The following is a 14,203-nucleotide window of genomic DNA, read 5'->3' as shown; positions in this document are numbered from 1 at the left end:
ATGTCCGACACTCGTCCCGATACGCTTTTCGCCCTCACCGCGCTCTCGCCCATCGACGGCCGCTACGCCAGCAAGACCGAAGCGCTGCGCGACTGGCTCTCCGAAGCCGCGTTCATGCGCCACCGCGTCACCGTCGAGGTGCACTGGCTGATCGCGCTGTCGCGCGCCGGCTTCGCCGAAATTCCGCGCTTCTCCGACGCGTCCGAGCAATTCCTGCTGCAGCTCGCCGAGCGCTTCACCGCGCACGACGCCGCCCGCATCAAGGACATCGAGCGCGTGACGAACCACGACGTGAAGGCCGTCGAATACTGGCTGAAGGAATCGGTGAAGGGCCAGGCCGAGCTCGAGAAGGCGAGCGAGTTCATCCACTTCGCCTGCACGTCCGAGGACATCAACAACACGTCGCACGGGATGATGCTCGCCGGCGCGCGCGAGCACGTGATCGTGCCGGCGCTGCGCACCGTCCACCAGCGTCTCGTCGCGCTCGCGCACGCCCTGGCCGATCAGCCGATGCTGTCGCGCACGCACGGCCAGCCGGCCAGCCCGACGACGCTCGGCAAGGAACTCGCGAACGTCGCCGCCCGCCTGGGCCGCGCGATCGCGCGCATCGAGAAGGTCGAGATCCTCGGCAAGATGAACGGCGCGGTCGGCAACTTCAACGCGCATCTGTCGGCGTATCCGGAATTCGACTGGGAAGCGTTCTCGCGCGACGTGATCGAAAACCGCCTGAAGCTCACTTTCAACCCGTACACGATCCAGATCGAGCCGCACGACTACATGGCCGAGCTGTTCGACGCGGTCGCGCGCGCCAACACGATCCTGCTCGACCTCGACCGCGACGTGTGGGGCTACATCTCGGTCGGCTACTTCAAGCAGAAGACGAAGGCCGGCGAGATCGGCTCGTCGACGATGCCGCACAAGGTCAACCCGATCGACTTCGAGAACTCGGAAGGCAACCTCGGCCTCGCGAACGCGACGCTGCGCCACCTCGCCGACAAGCTGCCGGTGTCGCGCTGGCAGCGCGACCTGACCGACTCGACGGTGCTGCGCAACATGGGCGTCGCGCTCGGCTACTCGCTGCTCGCGTACGACTCGCTGATCCGCGGCCTCGACAAGCTCGAAGTGAACCCGCAGCGCCTGCACGACGACCTCGACAACTGCTGGGAAGTGCTCGCGGAGCCGGTGCAGACGGTGATGCGCCGCTACGGCATCGAGAATCCGTACGAGCAGCTGAAGGAGCTCACGCGCGGCAAGGGCATCACGCGCGAAGCGCTGCAGGAATTCGTCGCCACGCTCGCGATCCCGCAGGACGCGAAGGATCGCCTGCTCGCGATGACGCCCGCGTCGTACATCGGCAAGGCCGTCGAGCTCGCGAAGCGGATCGCATAAGCGCGACCGTCGGCTGACGCAAAAAAGCCCGATGCGAACTGCTTCGCATCGGGCTTTTTGCTTTTCAGACGGTCGGAACGGAATCGTCCGTCCCGGCTCGAGCGGCAGCTCAGTGCTGCTGCGCGAGGCCGATCTTCACCATCACTTCGTCGACGATCTGTTCGGGCGTCAATTCGATGCTGACCTCGATCGCTTCGTCCGCGCCCGGTTCCTCGAGCGTCTCGAGCTGGCTCTTCAGCAGCGACGGATCGAAGAAGTGGCCGGTGCGCGTCTTCAGGCGCTCGCGCAACACGTCGAACGAGCCCTTCAGATACACGAACCGCACGTCGGCGTCGGTGCCGCGCAGCACGTCGCGATACGAGCGCTTCAGCGACGAGCACGTGAACACGGCCGTCTCGCCCGCGCGCTGCTTTTCTTCGATGGCCGCCCGAATGGCGCGCAGCCACGGCCAACGGTCGTCGTCGGTCAGCGGAATGCCGTGGTGCATCTTTTCCTTGTTGGCGGCGCTGTGAAACGCGTCGCCGTCGGTATAGCTGCACGACAGGCGTTCCGCCAGCATTTCGCCGATTCGCGACTTGCCCGCGCCCGACACGCCCATTGCGATCAGAATCATTGACTACCCCTTGTTACAGAACCATGCTGAGCGCCAGCGTGAAGCCCAGGCCAAGCACGGAGATGATGGTTTCGAGCAACGACCAGGTCTTGAACGTCTGACCGACCGTCATCCCGAAGTATTCCTTGATCAGCCAGAAGCCGCCGTCGTTCACGTGCGAGAAGATCAGCGAGCCCGAGCCCGTCGCGAGCACCAGCAGCTCCGGGCTGACCGTCGTACCGGCCGCCGCGGCGATCGGCGCGACGATGCCGCACGCCGTCGTCATCGCGACGGTTGCCGAACCCGTCGCGAGACGCATCAGCGCCGCGACGAACCAGCCGAGCAGCAGCGGCGACAGATGCGCGTGCTTCGCCGTCTCGACGATCTGCTGCGAGATACCGCTGTCGCGCAGCACGCCGCCGAAGCCGCCGCCCGCGCCGACGATCAGCGTGATGCCGGCGATCGGCGCGAGACACTCGCTGCAGAACTTCTGGATCTGGTCGCGGTTGAAGCCCTGCAGCTTGCCGAACGTGAAGAAGCTCACCAGCACGGCGATCAGCAGCGCGACGTCGGAGTTGCCGGCAAAGCGCAGCAGGTTATTCGGCAGCGACTTCGGCGCGAACACGAGATCGGCCCAGCTGCCGACGAGCATCAGCACCACGGGCAGCAGGATCGTGAACAGCGTGAGGCCGAAGCCCGGCAGCTCGCGATTGTCGCCATCGGCGCGCGTATCGACGAACTGCGCGGCGAGCGGATTGTTGTCCGGCAGCTTCACGAACTTCGAGATCGTCAGCGCGAACAGCGGGCCAGCGATGATCGCGGTCGGCACGCCGACGATCAAACCGAACGCGATCGTCTTGCCGATGTCGGCGCCGTATTGCTGAACGGCCAGCAGCGCGGCCGGGTGCGGCGGGATCAGCCCGTGCACGACCGACAGGCCGGCCACCATCGGCAGCCCGACGACCAGCAGCGACTTGCCGGTACGCTTCGCGACGTTGAACGCGATCGGAATCAGCAGCACGAAGCCGACTTCGAAGAACACCGGCAGGCCGACGATGATCGCGACGAACATCATCGCCCAGTGAATGTTCTTTTCACCGAACCAGTCGATCAGCGTGGTCGCGATCCGTTCGGCGCCGCCCGATTCGGCCATCATCTTGCCGAGCATCGTGCCGAGACCGACGACGATCGCAATGTGACCGAGCGTGCCGCCCGTGCCCGTTTCGAACGACTTGACGATCTTGTCCATCGGCATCCCGACGGCGAGACCGAGGCCCAGCGAAACGATGATCAGCACCAGGAACGGGTAGATCTTGAAGCGCGCGATCATCAGGATCAACGCGGCAATCGCGATCAGCGTGAAAACGAGCAGCATGCTGCCTTGGACAGCCCCCATGTGGCACTCCTCCTAGGATTGTTCGAAACCGGGCGAGTGGTTGCGAGTATGCCCGGCTATGCAGGTCTCCGAAACACCGGGGGTACCCACCCGGTCAGGACGCTGAATTTTACTTATCTTTGCGGCCCGCGGATAGAACCGGTTCCATCAGCAAAAACCCTCGGAAAAACAAGCACTAAGCGCCCGTTTCCCGAGGGTTCGGATGTCATTGTGTACAAGCATCAACGCGGCAGCTGGCTCGCGGCTTGCGCGAGACGCGTGACTTCGGCCCAGTCCTGCGCGGCGAGCGCGGCCTTCGGCGTGAGCCACGAGCCGCCGACGCACACGACGTTCGGCAGCTTCAGGAAGTTCGGCGCGGTTTCGACCGTGATGCCGCCGGTCGGGCAGAACTTCAGCGCCGGGAACGGGCCGTGGAACGCCTGCAGCATCGGCACGCCGCCGGCCTGCTGCGCGGGGAAGAACTTCACGGTCTCGTAGCCGAATTCGAGCGCCTGGATGATGTCGCTCGGCGTCATCACGCCCGGCAGCAGCGGCAGGCCGGCGTCGAGCGACGCGAGGTGCAGGTCCTTCGTCAGGCCCGGCGACACGCCGAACTTCGCGCCCGCGCGCTTCGCCTGCGCGCAGTGCTCGGGCTTCGTGATGGTGCCGACGCCGACGACGATGTCGTCCGCCAGCTGGCTCGCGCGCTGGATCGCCTCGATGCCGGCCGGCGTGCGCAGCGTGATTTCGAGCACCTTGACGCCGCCCGCGTGCAACGCGCGCGACACGTGTTCGCCCTGCTCGACCGAGTCGAATGCGAGCACCGGAATCACCGGGCCCAGCTTCACGATTTCAGCAATCGTCTTCATTGATGGAGCTCCTTGAAATTCATGCAGCGACGTGTGCGGCGGTTTCGCCGACCAGCGTCCCGAAAACCGATGCGCCCTGCTCGGCCGGCGCGGCCGCCGCGCGGAACACGCCGAACAGTTCGCGCCCGAAACCCGTTTCGTTGTCGGCCTGGTGCAGCGGCTGCGCCACCGGGCGCACTTGCCATTCGGCGTCGTCGATCTCGATGTCGAGGACGCCGGCTTCCGCGTCGATCACGAGCGTGTCGCCCGTCTTCACCTTGCCGAGCGGGCCGGCGAGCAGCGCTTCCGGCGACACGTGAATCACCGCCGGCACCTTGCCCGACGCCCCCGACATGCGGCCGTCGGTGACGAGCGCGACATGGAAGCCCTGATCCTGCAGCACGCCGAGCAGCGGCGTCAAACGATGCAGCTCGGGCATCCCGTTCGCACGCGCGCCCTGGAACCGCACGACGGCGACGAAATCGCGCTTGAGCTCGCCGCGATCGAACGCCGCCTGCACGGCTTCCTGCGAATCGAACACGATCGCGGGCGCCTTCACCTTGCGATGCTCGGGCGCGACCGCCGAAATCTTGATCACGCCGCGGCCGAGCCGGCCCTGCATCAGCCGCAGGCCGCCGTCCGGCTGGAACGGCTCGCGAATGCTGCGCAGCACCTTCGTGTCGTGGCTCTCGGCGGTGCCGTCGACCCACGTCAGCTTGCCGTCGATCAGCTTCGGCTCCTGCGTGTAGTGCGACAGGCCCTTGCCGGCGACCGTCGTCACGTCTTCGTGCAGCAGACCGCCTTCGAGCAGGTTGCGCACCAGGAACGCGACGCCGCCGGCCGCGTGGAAATGGTTTACGTCGGCCTTGCCGTTCGGATAGATCTTCGCGAGCAGCGGCACGACCGCCGACAGCTCGTCGAAATCGTTCCAGTCGATCAGGATGCCGGCCGCGCGCGCGATCGCGACGAGGTGCAGCGTGTGGTTGGTCGAGCCGCCGGTCGCGAGCAGCGCGACGATCCCGTTGACGATCGCCTTCTCGTCGATCACGTGGCCGATCGGCGTGTACTGGCCGCGCTCGACCGTCAGGTCGAGCACGCGGCGCGCGGCCTGCGCGGTCAGCGCGTCGCGCAGCGGCGTGTGCGGGTGAACGAAGGCCGAGCCCGGCAGGTGCAGGCCCATCAGCTCCATCAGCATCTGGTTGCTGTTCGCGGTGCCGTAGAACGTGCAGGTGCCGTGACCGTGATACGCGGCCGACTCGGCTTCGAGCAGCGCGTCGCGGCCGACCTGGCCGGTCGCGAACTGCTGGCGGATCTTCGCCTTGTCGTCGTTCGACAGGCCGCTCGTCATCGGGCCGGCCGGCACGAAGATGGTCGGCAGGTGGCCGAACTGCAGCGCGCCGATCAGCAGGCCCGGCACGATCTTGTCGCAGATGCCGAGACACAGCGCGGCATCGAACATGTTGTGCGTCAGCGCGATCGCGGTGCCCATCGCGATCGCCTCGCGCGAGAACAGCGACAGCTCCATCCCGGCGTTGCCCTGCGTGATGCCGTCGCACATCGCCGGCACGCCGCCCGCGAATTGCGCGACGCCGCCGTTCTCGCGTGCGGCGGCCTTGATGATGTCGGGAAAATCCTTGTACGGCGCGTGCGCGGACAGCATCTCGTTGTACGAGGACACGATGCCGATGTTGGGCTCGCGGATCGCCTTGATCTGGAACTTGTCCCTGCCTTCGAGACCGGCGAAGCCGTGCGCGAGGTTCGCGCACGACAGCGCGCCGCGCGCCGGGAACTTGCCTTGCGCGCGGTCGATGCGCTGCAGATAGGCCGAACGGGTCGATTGGCTGCGGGCGATCACGCGATCGGTGACTTTCGCCAGGGTGGGATGCAGCGACGTCATGCTGGGCGCTCCTGTATGCCGGACGACACCGGCGGTTGGAATCGTGGGGACGATCGAGTTGCGTCGAACGAAGGAAGTCTAGTAGAAAAACTACACGCATGCAATGCACATGATCCTGCGCGCAACCGCCATTCCCAATACCAGCAAGGCACTACTCAGTGAAAACCCTAATTCTCACTGAGCGCGCCCCCGCAAAACCCCACTCCACCACCTAGCATTTTCATGTAGATTTTCTACAATTCGATTGCGATACACTCCGTCATCCGAACCCGATTCCCTTTCCGCCGTCCCATGCTGCCTCGCATCGAAGCGATCCGCCCCGAGTTGCGCCCGTCCGAGCGCAAGCTCGCCGACTACATCCTCGCCGCGCCGCGCGAGGTGCTCGACCTCGCGATGACCGAGCTGTCGACCCGCGCGGGCGTCAGCCAGCCGACCATTGCGCGCTTCTGTCAGGCGCTCGGCTGCAGCGGCTTTCGCGAATTCAAGATCCGGCTCGCGCAGAGCGTCGCGCCGGGCGTGTCGTCGGTGTATCGCGACGTGGAGCCCGACGAGCCCGCGCCCGGCATCATCGGCAAGGTGTTCGACCGCACGATCGGCGCGCTGATCGAAGTACGCAACAGCCTGTCGGCCGGCAGCGTCGCCGACGCGATCGCGCTGCTGTCGCACGCGTCGCGCATCGAGTTCTACGGCGCGGGCGGCTCGGGCATCGCCGCGCAGGACATCCAGCACAAGTTCTTCCGGCTCGGCGTGCCGAGCGTCGCGTATTCCGACCCGCATACGTTCTCGATGTCGTCGGCGCTTCTCGGGCCGCACGACGTCGTGGTCGCGATCTCGAACACCGGCCGCACGCGCGACATCGTCGACGCCGCGCGCTCGGCGCTCGCGTGCGGCGCTAAGGTCGTCGCGATCACGCAAAGCCATTCGCCGCTCGCGAAACTGGCGACGGTGAGCCTCGCGTCGAACGTCGCCGAGGAAACCGACGTGTTCTCGCCGATGACGTCGCGCATGTCGCATCTCGCGATCGGCGACATCCTGGCGGTCGGCGTCGCGCTGTCGCGCGGGCCGGCGCTGATGGAGCGCGTCGGCCGCGCGAAGGAGGCGATCACGCGCCGCCGGATCGACGATCCGGCAAAGGACTAGCGCGCGACGCCACAGCAAAAACGGCGCCCCATCGGAGCGCCGTTGCAGGTCGATAGCCGCGGTTGGCCCGCGGCGCGTGCCGCTCGCTCAGAACGGCTTGATCACGACCAGCGCGACCGCGATCAGCATGCCGAGCACCGGCAGCTCGTTGAACACGCGATACCACTTGTCGGTGCGGCGGTTCTCGCCGCGCTCGAACACCTTCAGCAGATGCCCGCAATACGCGTGGTAGATCACGAGCAGCAGCACCACCGTGACCTTCGCATGAATCCACCCCTGCCCCTGGCCGATGCCGATCACGAGCCAGAGCCACAGCCCGCAAGCGAGCGCCGGCACGGCGATCAGCGTCATGAAGCGGAACAGCTTGCGCGCCATCAGCAGCAGGCGCCGCACCGCGGCCGGATCGGTTTCCATGGCCAGGTTCACGTAGATGCGCGGCAGGTAGAACAAGCCGGCGAACCACGCGGCGATCAGTACGATATGGAAGGTCTTGACCCAGAGCATTGCCATCGGTTGTGCGCCTCGCGTTACTGACGGCCTTCGCCGTGCCCGAGCACGACGTACTTCAGCGACGTCAGCCCTTCCAGGCCGACGGGGCCGCGTGCGTGCAGCTTGTCGTTCGAAATGCCGATTTCCGCGCCGAGGCCGAACTCGAAGCCGTCGGCGAAGCGGGTCGACGCGTTCACCATCACGCTCGCCGAATCGACTTCGCGCAGGAAGCGCATCGCGCGATCGTGATCCTCGGTGACGATCGCATCGGTGTGGTGCGACCCATAGTGATTGATGTGCTCGATCGCCGCGTCGAGCCCGTCGACGACCTTGATCGCGAGCACCGGCGCCAGATATTCGGTGTGCCAGTCCGCGTCGGTCGCGTCGACCAGCGGGCCGACGCCCGCATCGGCGAGCACCGCGCGCGCGGCCGCATCGACGCGCAGCTCGACCTGCTTGTCGCGATACAGCTTGCCGAGCGGCGGCAGCAGCGCGGCCGCGATGCCGCTCGACACGAGCAGCGTCTCCATCGTGTTGCAGGTGCCGTAGCGGTGCGTCTTCGCGTTGTCGCACACGGTGAGCGCCTTCGCGAGATCGGCGCGATCGTCGACATACACGTGGCAGATGCCGTCGAGGTGCTTGATCATCGGCACGCGCGCCTCGTTGATCAGGCGCTCGATCAGGCTCTTGCCGCCGCGCGGCACGATCACGTCGACGTATTCGGTCATCGTGATCAGCTTGCCGACCGCCGCGCGATCGGCGGTGGCGACCACCTGCACCGCGTCCTGCGGCAGCCCGGCCGCCTCGAGCCCCTCGCCGATCAGCTTCGCGAGCGCCGCGTTCGATTCGAGCGCCTCGGAGCCGCCGCGCAGGATCGTCGCATTGCCCGACTTCAGGCACAACGCGGCCGCGTCGATCGTCACGTTCGGCCGCGACTCGTAGATGATCCCGATCACGCCGAGCGGCACGCGCATCTGGCCGACCTGGATCCCGCTCGGGCGGTACTTGAGATTGCTGATCTCGCCGATCGGATCGGCGAGCGACGCGACCTGGCGCAGCCCTTCGACCATCGTCTTCAATGCCTTGTCCGACAGCGTCAGGCGGTCGATGAACGCCGCGTCGAGCCCCTTGTCGCGGGCACGCGCGACGTCGCGCGCGTTCGCTTCCTTCAGCGCCGAGGCGTCGCGCTCGATCGCGCGCGCGACGGCGTCGAGCGCCGCGTTCTTCGCGGCCGTGCTGGCGCGCGCCATCGCGCGCGACGCGTGCCGGGCCCGGCGGCCCAGGTCCGTCATGTATTGGTCGATATCCATCGTGTGACTCGAGAAACGAGCCGCTTCGCGCGGCGTGAATTCGGGGGAAAGCGTCGGCGCGCGGACAACACGGGCCGCGCGGCCTGTCGGAGCATTGTAAGCGGGTTGCAGAACGGACGCTGAGCGCGCCGGGCGGGCTTAACGCCGCACGCGACCCGCGGTCGGCGGTCGCTCGCCGCGCTCGCCCGCGACCGTCATCGCGAGCTGGAACAGGCCGTCCCACGGGTCGGGCGGCGGATCGTCGTGCGTGCGGCGGCCGGGCGTGACGGCCGACAGCCCCTTCACCTGCCGGTCGAGCTTCGCGGCGAACGCGAGCGCCTTCTCGAGCATGGCTTCCGACACGCGATTCAGCGCCGGGGCGATCAGCCGCTCGCGCGGCCCCCACACGCGGTTCTCGCGCAGCAACGTCGCGAGCGGCTTGCCGGCGCTCGCGCCGCGCTTGATCCGCAACAGCGTGCGCAGTTCCTCGACGACGGCCCACATCACCAGCACGATCGCCTCGCCCTCGCCTTTCAGGCCGTCGATCATCCGCGCGAGCCGCGCGGCATCGCCGGCGAGCATCGCCTCGTTCAGCTTGAACACGTCGTAGCGCGCGACGTTCAGCACCGCGTCGTGCACCTGCTCGAACGCCAGCACGCCTTGCGGATACAGCAGCCCGAGCTTCTGGATTTCCTGATGCGCGGCGAGCAGGTTGCCCTCGACGCGCTCCGCGATGAACTGCAGCGCACGGCGGCCGTCTTCGCCGGGCGCGACGCGCTGGCCCTGCATCGACAGGCGCTGGCCGATCCAGTTCGGCAGCTGCGCACGGTCGACCGGATCGATCTTCAGCGCGACGCCGCCATTCTGCAGCGCGGTGAACCAGGCGGATTTCTGCGTGGCCGCGTCGAGGCGCGGCAGCGTGACGAGCATCAGCGCGTCCGGATTGGGCGTCGCCGCGAGCGTCTTCAGCGCGTCGGCGCCTTCCTTGCCCGGCTTGCCCGACGGAATGCGCAGCTCGATCAGCTGGCGCTCACCGAACAGCGACATCGCCTGGGTCGCGCCGAGCAGCACGCTCCAGTCAAAGCCGCGCTCGACCGTATGCACCGAGCGCTCGGTGAAGCCGGCCGCGCGCGCGGCCGCACGAATGCGGTCGCACGCTTCCTGCGCGAGCAGCGGCTCGTCGCCGTAGACGGTGTAGAGTCCGGCCATCCCCTTCGCGAGGTGCGGCTCCAGCGCATCAAGTCGCAATTGCATCGGTGCGTGCGCGGCAGATCAGAGCGGCGGCGGCGGCAGCGGCGCGCGCGGCGCCACGCCCGGCACCACGTCTTCCGGCGCCGGCGTCAGCGAGTGGACGATCGCGAGACGCCGCATCAGCTGGTCGACCGCATCGTTCTGCATGTCGGCGTACAGGATGTCGGCTTCCTGGGCCTTCGCGTTCGTGTACTGATCGCTGTACGTCATCGCGCGGTTCAGCGCGATCGCGCTCGGCGGGATCAGCACGGTGCCGTCCTTGCTCGTCAGCGTGTAGTTCAGCGTGTAGAACAGCGCGTACTCCTGCGCCGAGCCGTACTTGTTCAGCGTCAGCGTGTTCTGGCCGCGCGACTCCCACATGCTCAGCACCGCGTCGGCGTCGTCCGGCGACTTGACGATCTTCGTGTCGCTGCCGGCCTCGACGAGGCGCACCAGGCGCGCCTGCACCGGCGCCGGCGCGCCGGCGATCAGCAGGTGCTTGAACGCATAGTTCTGCTGGCCGCGCAACTGGAAACCGCATGCCGACAGCGCGAGCGCGCTGCCGGCGGCGAGCATCAAAAACGATCTGCGGATCACCTTCGCTCCTTCTGTGTGCACCCGACGGCCGGCGGCCGTCAGACGACGATGTTCACGAGCCGGCCCGGCACGACGACGATCTTCTTCGCCGGCTTGCCGTCGCTGAACTTCGCGAATGCTTCGTCGGCCACCGCCGCGGCTTCGATCGCGTCGCGCGTCGCATCCTTCGCGACCTTCAGCGCGCCGCGCACCTTGCCGTTCACCTGCAGCACGAGTTCGATCTCGGCCTGCTCGAGCGCGGCCTCGTCGACCTTCGGCCACGGTGCGTCGAGCAGCGGGCCGAATTCGTCCGCGTAGCCGAGCGCCTTCCACAGTTCGAACGTGACGTGCGGCACGACCGGGTACAGCACGCGCAGCAGCACGCCGTACGTCTCGCGCAGCACGCCGGGCGTCGCGCCCTTCGCGCCGTCGATCGCGTTCAGCATCTTCATCGCCGCCGACACGACCGTGTTGTACTGCAGGCGCTGGTAGTCGAAGTCGGCCTGCTTCAGCACGCTGTAGATTTCGCGGCGCAGCGCCTTGTCGGCGTCGCCCAGCGACGCTGCGTCGAAGCCCGCGCGCGCGGCGAGCGCCTCGCGGTTGCCGGCGCCGAAGCTCCACACGCGGCGCAGGAAGCGGCTCGCGCCCTCGACGCCCGCACCCGACCACTCGAGCTGCTGCTCGGGCGGCGCGGCGAACATCGTAAAGAGGCGCGCGGTGTCGGCGCCGTACTGGTCGATCAGCACCTGCGGATCGACGCCGTTGTTCTTCGACTTCGACATCTTCTCGATGCCGCCGAGCACCACCGGCTGGCCGTCGGCGTTCAGCGTGGCGCCCACCGGGCGGCCCTTGTCGTCGTGCGTGACCGTCACGTCGGCCGGGTTGTACCAGGTCTTCTTGCCGGTCGCGTCTTCGCGATAGTACGTCTCGTTGAGCACCATCCCCTGCGTGAGCAGGTTCTTGGCCGGCTCGCCGAACTTCACGAGGCCGAGGTCGCGCATCACCTTGGTCCAGAAGCGCGAATACAGCAGGTGCAGGATCGCGTGTTCGATGCCGCCGATGTACTGATCCATCGGCATCCAGTAATCGGTGCGCGCGTCGACCATCGTGTCGGCGTCCGGCGCGGTGTAGCGCGAGAAGTACCACGACGAATCGACGAAGGTGTCCATCGTGTCGGTTTCGCGCTTCGCGGCCGCGCCGCACTTCGGGCACGTGCAGTTCAGGAACGCCTCGGACTTCGCGAGCGGGTTGCCCGTGCCGTCCGGCACGAGGTCTTCCGGCAGCACGACCGGCAGATCCTGCTCGGGCACCGGCACGTCGCCGCACGACGGGCAGTGGATGATCGGAATCGGCGTGCCCCAGTAGCGCTGGCGCGACACGCCCCAGTCGCGCAGGCGCCAGGTGACCTGCTTGTCGCCGAAGCCGCCGGCCTTCAGGTCGGCCGCGACCGCGTCGACTGCTTCCGTGTAGCGCAGGCCGTCGTACTTGCCGCTGTTCACGCAGACCGCGGCGTCCTTGTCGCCGTACCACTCCTGCCATGCGTCCAGCGAGTACGTCTGCCCTTCGGCGGCGATCACCTGCTTGATCGGCAGCCCGTATTTCTTCGCGAACGCGAAATCGCGCTCGTCGTGGCCCGGCACGCCCATCACCGCGCCTTCGCCATAGCTCATCAGCACGTAGTTGCCGATCCAGACCTCGACCGCCTCGCCGGTCAGCGGGTGCGTGACCGAGAAGCCCGTCGCGATGCCCTTCTTCTCCATCGTCGCGACGTCGGCTTCGGCGACGCCGCCGCGCTTGCATTCGTCGATGAACGCCTGCAGCTCGGGCTTGCCCTGCGCGAGGCGCGTCGCGAGCGGATGCTCGGCCGCGATCGCGCAGAACGTGACGCCCATGATCGTGTCGGCGCGCGTCGTGAACACGCGCAGCAGCGCCTTCTCGCCGTCGAGCTCGTACGGGAACCCGAAGTTCACGCCGAAGCTCTTGCCGATCCAGTTCTGCTGCATGATCTTCACGCGCTCGGGCCAGCCGAGGCCGTCGAGATCGTTCAGCAGCTCATCCGCGTATTGCGTGATGCGCAGGTAGTACATCGGGATTTCGCGCTTCTCGACGAGCGCGCCCGAGCGCCAGCCGCGGCCGTCGATCACCTGCTCGTTCGCGAGCACGGTCTGGTCGACCGGGTCCCAGTTCACGGTGCCCGTCTTCTTGTACGCGATGCCCTTCTCGAGCATCTTCAGGAACAGCCACTGGTTCCACTTGTAGTAGTCGGGCTTGCACGTCGCGATCTCGCGCGACCAGTCGATCGCGAGGCCCATCGACTGCATCTGCCCCTTCATGTAGTCGATGTTGTCGTAGGTCCACTTCGCGGGCGGCACGCCGTTGGCCATCGCGGCGTTCTCGGCCGGCATCCCGAACGCGTCCCAGCCCATCGGCATCAGCGTGTTGTAGCCGTTCATCCGCAGATAGCGGTACATCACGTCGTTGATCGTGTAGTTGCGCACGTGACCCATGTGCAGCTTGCCGGACGGATACGGCAGCATCGACACGCAGTAGAACTTCGGCTTCTGCGAATCTTCCTTCGTCTTGTAGGCATCGGCTGCGCGCCAGTCGCCCTGGGCGGCGGCTTCGACGTCGGCGGGTACGTATCTCTCGTGCATGGTGTGGTTCGGACTAGGCTTTAAGCGGCGCGCGATTCAGGCGGGCACGCGGAAGTGGACGAAATCGGGCAGCCCGGCGGCGGCGGCAGGCACACGGGTCGCGGGCCTGCATCGTGGTTGCCGGATCTTCGCCGGGTAACCCGGCGGTGCTCCGGGTTACCCGGCGAAACCCTGCCGACCGGGCGGAAACGACGATTATACCGTCCGTGACGGCCGGTACGGCCGGTGTCGCGGGCCGGCATGCATTCTTGTGCGGAGCGCGTGCATGCGACGCGCTCCGCTCAGGGTTTCGCGCCCGCGGCGGTGGGCGCGGCGGCGCCCGCCGGCGGCAGGTCGGTGACGAAGCCGATCCGCGTCAGGCCCGCGGCCTGCGCGGCGCCCATCACCTGCGCGATCACGTCATAGCGGGTCGCGCGCGACGCGCGCAGCCGCAACTCGGGCGGCGCGGCGGTGGCCGCCGCCGCCCGCAGGCGCGCGGGCAGCGCGTCGAGCGTGACGGGCGTGTCGTCCCAGTAGAGCTTGCCGGCGTCGTCGATCGACAACGTGACCGACTGCGGCGTATCGCGCGCGACGCCGGCCGCGACCTTCGGCAGGTCGAGCCGGATCGCGTGCGTCATCAGCGGCGCGGTGATGATGAAGATGACGAGCAGCACGAGCATCACGTCGATCAGCGGCGTCATGTTGATCTCCGCCATCGGCGCGGACGTCTTGTGGTGCTCCAGCC

General features: G+C 67.3%; 12 protein-coding genes. 2 read left to right on the top strand and 10 right to left on the bottom strand.

The annotated features are described in order from the left end of the window. Window positions 1-1,389, top strand: a 1,389-nt coding sequence (gene purB / locus C3Y15_RS29660; RefSeq protein WP_011883271.1) for an adenylosuccinate lyase, incomplete at its 5' end; no start/stop codon positions are given. 109 nt (window positions 1,390-1,498) lie between these two features. Here the strand turns inward: purB and C3Y15_RS29655 are convergent. The 4 genes from C3Y15_RS29655 to edd form a co-directional block, all read right to left on the bottom strand. Further along, on the bottom strand, window positions 1,499-2,002 hold the full coding sequence (locus C3Y15_RS29655) for a gluconokinase (RefSeq protein WP_011883270.1): 504 nt from the start codon (window positions 2,000-2,002) through the stop codon (window positions 1,499-1,501). Window positions 2,003-2,015: 13 nt separating this feature from the next. Then, complete coding sequence (locus C3Y15_RS29650; RefSeq protein ID WP_046422617.1) at window positions 2,016-3,377, bottom strand: GntP family permease; 1,362 nt, start codon at window positions 3,375-3,377, stop codon at window positions 2,016-2,018. A gap of 221 nt (window positions 3,378-3,598) precedes the next feature. Beyond that, complete coding sequence (gene eda, locus C3Y15_RS29640; protein WP_011883268.1) at window positions 3,599-4,225, bottom strand: bifunctional 4-hydroxy-2-oxoglutarate aldolase/2-dehydro-3-deoxy-phosphogluconate aldolase; 627 nt, start codon at window positions 4,223-4,225, stop codon at window positions 3,599-3,601. A gap of 19 nt (window positions 4,226-4,244) precedes the next feature. Further along, complete coding sequence (edd, locus tag C3Y15_RS29635; protein WP_011883267.1) at window positions 4,245-6,101, bottom strand: phosphogluconate dehydratase; 1,857 nt, start codon at window positions 6,099-6,101, stop codon at window positions 4,245-4,247. 291 nt (window positions 6,102-6,392) lie between these two features. On the opposite strand from edd, the gene C3Y15_RS29630 reads away from it, so the two are divergent. Further along, window positions 6,393-7,241: a MurR/RpiR family transcriptional regulator gene (locus C3Y15_RS29630; protein WP_011883266.1), complete on the top strand. Its 849-nt coding sequence runs from the start codon at window positions 6,393-6,395 to the stop codon at window positions 7,239-7,241. An 87-nt stretch (window positions 7,242-7,328) separates the two neighbouring features. Here C3Y15_RS29630 and C3Y15_RS29625 read toward each other — a convergent pair whose 3' ends face one another. The 6 genes from C3Y15_RS29625 to C3Y15_RS29600 form a co-directional block, all read right to left on the bottom strand. Continuing rightward, window positions 7,329-7,751 carry a CopD family protein gene (locus C3Y15_RS29625; RefSeq protein ID WP_014722442.1) on the bottom strand — a complete coding sequence of 141 codons (423 nt, stop codon included), beginning with the start codon at window positions 7,749-7,751 and terminating at the stop codon, window positions 7,329-7,331. A gap of 17 nt (window positions 7,752-7,768) precedes the next feature. Then, window positions 7,769-9,040, bottom strand: coding sequence for a glutamate-5-semialdehyde dehydrogenase (locus C3Y15_RS29620; protein WP_011883264.1), 1,272 nt, complete (start codon window positions 9,038-9,040; stop codon window positions 7,769-7,771). 138 nt (window positions 9,041-9,178) lie between these two features. Further along, a complete protein-coding gene (gene holA, locus C3Y15_RS29615; protein ID WP_011883263.1) occupies window positions 9,179-10,273 on the bottom strand; it encodes a DNA polymerase III subunit delta in 1,095 nt (364 codons plus the stop codon). Between the two features lie 18 nt (window positions 10,274-10,291). Next, a complete protein-coding gene (gene lptE / locus C3Y15_RS29610) occupies window positions 10,292-10,846 on the bottom strand; it encodes an LPS assembly lipoprotein LptE (RefSeq protein WP_014722440.1) in 555 nt (184 codons plus the stop codon). Window positions 10,847-10,884: 38 nt separating this feature from the next. Further along, the gene (gene leuS / locus C3Y15_RS29605; protein ID WP_014722439.1) at window positions 10,885-13,479 is read right to left on the bottom strand and encodes a leucine--tRNA ligase; all 2,595 of its coding nucleotides are present in this window, start codon (window positions 13,477-13,479) and stop codon (window positions 10,885-10,887) included. Between the two features lie 281 nt (window positions 13,480-13,760). After that, a complete protein-coding gene (locus C3Y15_RS29600; RefSeq protein ID WP_243860289.1) occupies window positions 13,761-14,201 on the bottom strand; it encodes a biopolymer transporter ExbD in 441 nt (146 codons plus the stop codon). Window positions 14,202-14,203: the final 2 nt, after the last annotated feature.

It is taken from the genome of Burkholderia sp. B10, from assembly GCF_004368385.1.
Lineage (GTDB): Bacteria > Pseudomonadota > Gammaproteobacteria > Burkholderiales > Burkholderiaceae > Burkholderia > Burkholderia vietnamiensis.
This window is presented reverse-complemented; position numbering and strand designations above follow the sequence as displayed.